Origin of the sequence: Actinokineospora sp. (genome assembly GCF_050699995.1) — a bacterium.
GTDB lineage: Bacteria > Actinomycetota > Actinomycetes > Mycobacteriales > Pseudonocardiaceae > Actinokineospora.
Genome location: NZ_JBOHGC010000212.1, coordinates 1 through 7,100, shown reverse-complemented (window position 1 = coordinate 7,100; position 7,100 = coordinate 1). Strand labels below are relative to the sequence as shown.

4 protein-coding genes and 1 pseudogene are annotated in these 7,100 nt (G+C 71.8%); 3 read left to right on the top strand and 2 right to left on the bottom strand.

Features of this window, described 5'->3' with window-relative positions:
* The 3 genes and pseudogenes from ACRDSQ_RS11835 to ACRDSQ_RS11825 form a co-directional block, all read left to right on the top strand.
* Window positions 1-777, top strand: a pseudogene (locus ACRDSQ_RS11835) (hypothetical protein); the annotation flags it as partial.
* An 89-nt stretch (window positions 778-866) separates the two neighbouring features.
* Window positions 867-2,678 carry a dynamin family protein gene (locus ACRDSQ_RS11830; protein ID WP_431420937.1) on the top strand — a complete coding sequence of 604 codons (1,812 nt, stop codon included), beginning with the start codon at window positions 867-869 and terminating at the stop codon, window positions 2,676-2,678.
* A gap of 67 nt (window positions 2,679-2,745) precedes the next feature.
* Window positions 2,746-3,921, top strand: coding sequence for a hypothetical protein (locus ACRDSQ_RS11825; RefSeq protein ID WP_431420935.1), 1,176 nt, complete (start codon window positions 2,746-2,748; stop codon window positions 3,919-3,921).
* Between the two features lie 6 nt (window positions 3,922-3,927).
* On the opposite strand, the gene ACRDSQ_RS11820 is transcribed toward ACRDSQ_RS11825, so the two are convergent.
* Together ACRDSQ_RS11820 and ACRDSQ_RS11815 are read right to left on the bottom strand one after the other, a co-directional pair.
* Window positions 3,928-4,785, bottom strand: a complete 858-nt coding sequence (locus ACRDSQ_RS11820) for a sucrase ferredoxin (protein ID WP_431420934.1) — start codon at window positions 4,783-4,785, stop codon at window positions 3,928-3,930.
* Window positions 4,786-5,811: 1,026 nt separating this feature from the next.
* On the bottom strand, window positions 5,812-7,071 hold the full coding sequence (locus ACRDSQ_RS11815; protein ID WP_431420936.1) for a JmjC domain-containing protein: 1,260 nt from the start codon (window positions 7,069-7,071) through the stop codon (window positions 5,812-5,814).
* Window positions 7,072-7,100: the final 29 nt, after the last annotated feature.

Genomic DNA, 7,100 nt, shown 5'->3' with positions numbered 1-7,100 from the left:
GCCGCGGGCGGCATCGACCTGGGTGTCGCCTCCGCCGACCTGGCGCTGGGCGCCTCGGGCGAGTTCGCCGCGGGCGGCTCGCTCGTCGGCCAGGAGCTGTCCCTGCCGGAGCTGTCGGCTCCGTCGCTGGGCGGCATCCCGTCGCTGGACGGCCTCCCCCTCGACGTCCCGTCGCTCGACGCGCTGCCGGGCCTGCCGGGTCTGCCGGGCCTCCCGGCCCTCGAGGTCCCGTCGCTGGGCGACCTCCCCTCGGGTGGCCTGCCCGAGTTGGGCACCGACCCGTCGGACCTGCTCGACTCCGACCTGCTGCGCGGCGCCGACGACATCTCCGGCACCACCGTGGCGAACTACGTCTCCACCGGTGGCAGCCTGCTCGCGGGCACCGTCGCGTCCGGCACCGCCGACCTGGGCGGCTTCCTGACCAGCACGGGCGCCGACGTGGCCGACCACATCGAGTCGGGCTCGGCGACCGTCGCCGACCAGATCGCGAACCTGCCCGCGGCGCCGGTCTCCATCCCGACGGACCTGCCCGTCGACCTGCCGACGGACCTCCCGACGGACCTGCCGACGCAGCTCCCGGTCGACCTGCCCACCGACCTGCCGGTCAACCTCCCCGGCCTGCCGGACCTGCCGGTCGCCAACCCGCTGCCCGACCTCGGCGCGGCGCTGCCGGACGTGGGTGGCCTGGTCAACGACAGCCCGCTGGGCGCCGTGACCGGCAACGCCGGCCTGCCTGACGTGGGCGGACTCGTCGACGACCTCAACCTCGGTCTCTAAGCGCCGAGTGCGGTGAAGGCGGGGTCCTGGTCACAACGGACCCCGCCTTCTTCACCTTGATGGCCGAACACGGCACACTCGACCGGGTGATGGCACCGCCCTGGCTCCAAACCCTGGACGACACCATCCGTGCCTGCGCGGCGCACGACCGCTCGGATCTCGCCGAGAGACTGCTGCTGCGCCGGGCCCGGCTGCTCGAACCCGGCAGACGCGTGGTCATGTTCGGCCGCGCGGGCCAAGGCAAGAGCCAGCTGGTCAACGCCCTGATCAACGCCCCGGTGTGCGCGGTCGGCGACGACGTCACCACCGTGGTCCCCGCCGTGGTGCGCCATGCCGAGACCCCGACCGCCTCGGTCGTGACCGGATCGGTCCGGCCCGCGCTCGGCGGCTCGATCGAACGCTCCGGCGCCCCCGTCGAATCGGTGAGCGCCCGGGCCAACAAGCTCGCGAAGGTCCGCGACGACGTCCTTCGCTCCGAGATCGGCCTGCCCCGCACGCTGCTGAGCGCGGGCCTTGTCCTGGTGGACGCCCCCGCCGTCGGCGACGCGCGGTGCCCCCGGACCATCCGGGCGATGGGCGCGCTGGCCGAAGCCGACGCCGCCGTGCTGGTCACCGACGCCACCGGCGAGCTGACCGCGCTGGAACTGGACGTGCTGAGCCAGATCGTGCGGCTGTGCCCGACCGTCGTGGTCGTCCTCACCAAGATCGACATCGTGCCGGACTGGCGGGATGTGGCCGAAGCCGATCGGCGCGCCTTGGAAGAGGCCGGGCTGCCCTCGACGGTGATCCCCGTGTCCTCGGCGCTGCGGCTGGCGGCCGTGCGGGCCGATGACCGCGAGCTCAACACCGAGTCCGGCTTCGGCGACCTGATCACCCACCTGCAGAAGGCGATCCTGGCCGACCCGGGCGCCGTGGTCGCGAAGGCGGCCGCCGCGACCACCAGGCTGGCGCTCGACCAGCTCATCGCGCCGCTGCGCGCGGAGTTCGAGACCGCGGGCCCGACCACCGACGCCGCCGCGCTCGCCGACTGGCACGCCGCGGGCCGCCGGGTCGAGGAACTGCAGCGCGAGGCGGGCCGGTGGCAGACCCAGCTCGGCGACGACGTCGCCGACCTCATGTCGGACGTGGAGTACGACCTGCGTGACCGGACCCGGCGCATCCTGCGCGAGGTCGACGACTACTTCGAGGTCGCCGACCCCGTCAAGGTGTGGGACGAGTTCGAGGAGTGGATGACCGAGAGCCTCACCGTGCTCGCCGAGGTCAACTCCGACTGGCTGCTGGAGCGGTTCGAGTGGATCGCCAACCGCATCGCCCGCGAGGTCGTGCCCGACGCCGACCGGCTGCCCGCGTCGGTGCTGCGTGAGCTCTCCGGAGAGCGCACCGAGGGGCTCCGCAAGCCGCACATCGAGAAGTTCACGCCGGTGCAGAAGCTGTTCGTCGGCCTGCGCGGGTCTTACAGCGGCCTGCTCATGTCGGGTTTGGCGACCACGCTCGCCGGTATGCCGCTGATCAACCCGATCTCCATCGGCGCGGGCGCGGCGTTCGGCGCGCGGAGCGTGTTCGAGGAGCGCGGCGCCCGGCTCAAGCGCAGGCAGGCGATCGCGAAAACCACCGCACAGCGCCATGTCGACGACTTCTTCCTGTCCTACGGCAAGGAGACGAAGGACGCGATGCGGGTGATCCACCGGGCCCTGCGGGACCGGTTCACCGAGGTCGCGCAGCGGTTGCGGGAGGAGGCCACCGCGTCCGCCCGCGAGATCAAACGCGACCTGGAGGCGACGGCCGCCCTGCGCAGCGGTCGCGCCGCCGAGGTCCGCCGCGGCCTGGAAACCCTGACCGCCCTGCGTGGCCGGGTCGACGCTATCCAGGCACTGCCCGCGCCGCGGGGACTCACCGCTTGACATCCTCCCCTGCCTGAGGGCCGGGGATTCCACCAGCAACTACACACCGACAACCAAGGAGGCTCTGGTGAGTCTCGACGAGTCGGCCTGGGGTCTGCTCGACCGCGCGCTCGCCGTCTACCGGGACAGCCCGCGCGCGGACGGTTTCCTGCGGGCGCACCAGGCCCGGCTGCGCGGACCGCTGCGGCTGGCCATCGTCGGGCCCGCGGACTCCGGTCGCACCACAATGCTCAGCGCGATCGTCGGCGACGTGATCGGCACCGACCGGCTGGTCGTCGACTGGCCGGGCGAGGTCGAGCTGATCGACCCGAGCGCCGACCACCACGTCGACGCCGACGCGACCGTGTACCTGTTGCCGCAGCCCGGTTCCGACCTCACCAAGCTGCGCCCCGACCACCCGATCGCCCGGGCGACCCCGGTCTCGACCATCGTGGTCCTCTCGCGCGCCGACGAACTCGGCGCGGGCCGGATCGACGCACTCGTCTCCGCGCGGCAGGTCGCCCGCCGAAACGCGAAGTCCCCGGAACTGACCGGCCTGTGCCAGGACGTGGTGGCCGTCGCGGGCCTGCTCGCGGTGGGCGGGTCCACCCTGTCGGTCGACGAGTTCGCGGCGCTCGACCGCATCGGCCAACTGCCCCGCCCGGACGCGGACGCGGCCCTGCTGTCGGTGGACCGGTTCATCGCGATGGACCCGATGATCCACACCGCCCTCCTGCGTCGGCTGGGCCTGTTCGGGGTCCGAATCGGGATCAGCCTGGTACGCAGAGGAATCCGCGACCGCGACGGCGTGGCGACCGGTTTGATCCGGGCCAGCGGCATCACCGACCTGCGCGAGTCGATCGGCGCCTGCTTCGTCGACCGCGCCCCCGCGCTGCGCGCCCGCTCGGCGATGATGGCTCTGGACATGGTGCTGCGCATGGAACCCCGCCCCGACGCGGCAACGATCGCAGCGGACCTGGAGCGGGTCTTGGCGGGCGCCCACGACTTCCGCGAACTCCGCCTCCTCGCGGCCCTGCGCACCGGCCGGGTGTCCTTCGGCGAAGCGGCCGAGGAGGCCACGGCGCTCTTGGGCGGCCACGGAACCGACCCGTCAAGCAGACTGTCGATGTCCGGCGAAGCCTACGACGCCCTGTTGAGATGGCGCGCCCACGCCGAAGACCCACGACTCGCCGACCGGGAACGACGGGCGGCGGCGGTGATCGCCCGCAGCTGCGAGGCCTTGGTCAGCGCCTACACGCACTGATCGACCTCAGTGCGTCCGAACGCTGATCAACTCGAAATGCCGGATAGCAGCAGGGACCCGCGCCCGACAAGTCAACGGAGTGTCACTGCGCTCGAACACCGCCCGCACCCGAACGACCCACCCCACCAACTCCACCTCCCACTCCTCATGCGCCACCCGCTCAACCGAAACCGGCGCATACGACGAAATGTCACGCACCCCAGTCCGCTCCCGCACAAACTGCTGCGCGGCCTGCGCCGCGGGAGGCAACGTCGACCGCCCACGCAACCGTCGCAGATCAAGCCCTCCAGCTTCGAACTCGTCAGCGATCCCCGACGCGGCGCGCGCTTCGACCTGGCCGAAGTAGAACCCGTGCGGCAGCACCAAAAGGTTCGCGGCATACCGGTCACCACCCACGTGTGAGCACTCCCAGACCCGGCCCGGCCTCCCCACCGCCAGCGCCGCCGCGACCGGCCTCCCCCGGACCGCGCAGCACGTGTCATGCCTGCCGTGGGTGCACACCAGGTAGATCGGCTCCTCCGAAGGCTCCCCACGCGGGTCGGTCAACCCTAGGTCCAACAGCTCGTCGTGATCGGTGAACTCGCTCCACCACAACCGTTCCCGACGCGCGTCGACCAAGGCCCACTGCCGCGGGCCCGGTCCGGATCTCCCCGGGCGGCGGATCAGCAGCACCCGTGCCCCGATCTCGGCGGCCTGTTCGGTCACGGACCGAGCGACCTTCGGGGTCAGCGCCGACTCCCACAGCGCGTCGGGACCCCATGGCCCGGGTTGCTCGATCAGCACCCAGTGGTGGACCGGCGGGGCACTCGCCCCGATCAGGTCGCCGCGGCGCAGGCAGCCGTCCGAGCACCGCTCCCGCGTCACCTGAACCTCCCGCGGATGCTTCGGCGTTCACGTCGGGGAGGACTCGGGTGCAGGCGGCTCGCTACGGCTCGATCAGGCCCCATCGGTGTCTTCCGATTCTGTCGGTGGTGGTCGATAGGTTGGCAGGCATGTCCCGATTCCGTCTTCAGCCGACCCCCGCCCAGGAGCGGGTGTTGTTGGAGCAGTGTGGGCATGCCCGGTTCGTGGAACCTTGCCGTAGAGCAACACGCTCACTGGAAGCCAGGACGCAAGGCGGCGCCGGGGATCGTGGAGCAGTGCCGCCAGTTGACAGAGACTCGGGCCGCGAACCCCTGGCTGGCGGCCGGGTCGGTGATCGTGCAACAGCAGGCGTTGAAGGACTTCGCCCAGGCGATGGCGAACTTCTTCGGCCGAACCCACCGGCGCCCGACCTGGCGCAGACGCGAGCGGAGCGAAGGCTTTCGGATCGTGGCAGTCAAGCTGGGCGATCTGCGCCGGATATCCCGCAATATCGGCGAGGTGCGGGTCCCCAAGGTGGGTTGGGTGCGGTTCCGCTGGTCGCGTGCGGTCGCCGAGGGTGTCAAGTCCCACCGGGTCACCCGTGACCGGGCGGGTCGCTGGCATGTGGCGTTCGCCGTGGCGCCAGTGCCCATCGCCGGACCGAGCACGGGCGCGATGGTGGGAGTGGATCGAGGTGTCGTGGTCTCGGCGGCCCTGTCCACCGGGGAACTGCTGTCCGCGCCCACTCTCCGCAGCACTGAAAAGGCGCGGCTGCTGCGGCTGCAACACAAACTCGCCCGTGCCCAACGCGGCTCCAACCGGCGCGGCAAGGTCAAGACCGCTATCGCGAAGCGCTGCTTCGCCGCCAACGCCGACGTGAACGCGGCAATCAATATCCAACACGCGGCAGGGCATGCCGTGACTGCACGGGGAGGCCCACCGTTGGGTGGGCCCGCGAACCGTGAACCTCAACATACGACCACCTCCTCACCCGGTAGTCGCTGTTGGAATCCCCTCGCTTCAGGCAGGGGAGGATGTCAAACTGGATCACCCATGGTGGCCCGCCACCATCACCAGCATTCCTTCCCGGAGCAACCTGCGCACCAGGACGAGCTGGTCGGCCACGGGCAAACCGGGGATTTCCCCCACCACACAAGGCCCTCCGCCGAGCAGCACGGCCAGCGCGGGGGCCGTCGAGATCGGCAGGGACAGCTGGTCACCGGGTAGGTCGAGGCGCACCCGGTCGCCCTCGGTCTCGATCCGGTGCCGCAGGCCCGGACGCAGACGCACCCGCAGGCCTTCCGCGACCGACTCGGCGGCGGCGACCTGGGCGAGCGGGCCGATCGGGGCGGGCCGGTTGCCCTGCCACACCCGGCCACGCACCGCGCGGGCCACGTCGGCCGGGTCCGCCTTGGCGAGCACGTCGGCCAAGGCTGCGACAGTCTCGGCGAGGTGGGGGGCGAGGTGAGCGGGGTCGGCGGCATCGATGCCGAGGGGCAGCGTGGACCGCAGGTTCACGTCGTCGGCGGCCAGCGCGAGCAGCGCCTCGGCCAGCGCGTACCTGGTCAGGACGTGGACGCCGACGGTCAGGTGCGCGGAGACGCCGCCCAGCGCGGTCGCCGAGTGGAGGTAGCCGCGCGGGAGGTAGAGCGCGTCGCCTGGGGACAGCACCGTGTCGATCAGCGGGGGCTGCTCCGCCCGAGCCGCCACCGCGTCGGCGCGGCGGTCCCAGGGCTGGTCGCGCAGCGGGTCGCGGTGGACGGGCTCGTGGATATGCCAGCGCTTGGTGCCGTCGAGTTGCAGGACGAACACGTCGTGCACGTCGTAGTGGGCGGCGAAGCCGCGCGACGACGCGGGCGTGATGTAGGCGTTGACCTGCACGGGATGGCCGAGGTCGACGCCGAGCTGCCCGGCGAAGTCGATCAGGGGCGGCCACAGCCGGTGCAGGCCCTGCAGGACGAGGGTGTGGCCATCGGCGAAGAGTCGGGTGACCTGGTCATCGGCGACCTGGTCGGCGATCTCCGCGCCGACACCGCCGCCGCGGGTGAACTGGCTCGAACCGACAACGGCGCCGTTCTTCGCGACCCGCAGGAAGGGAGCGCGCAGGCCGCGTCGGGACAGCAGTTCGTCGACGCCCGCCAGGGTCAGCAGGTCGTCGAAGCCCTTCGGCAGGTCGGCGGCGGGACTGAGCAGCGGGGACCGGCCCCAGTGGACCGAGGCGAAGTGCTCGGGATCGGCCGCGACACAGCGGCTGAGGGCCGGGCGGTCAGTGGACCGCCCGGCCCGCCCGCCGGGAAAAATGGTCACCTGGAGCCGACGCCGCCGGAGTCTTCCTC

What these genes read in the sequence shown, in the direction of transcription:
- ACRDSQ_RS11830 (WP_431420937.1), top strand. Translation starts at nt 867, where the DNA reads ATGGCACCGCCCTGGCTCCAAACCCTGGACGACACCATCCGTGCCTGC.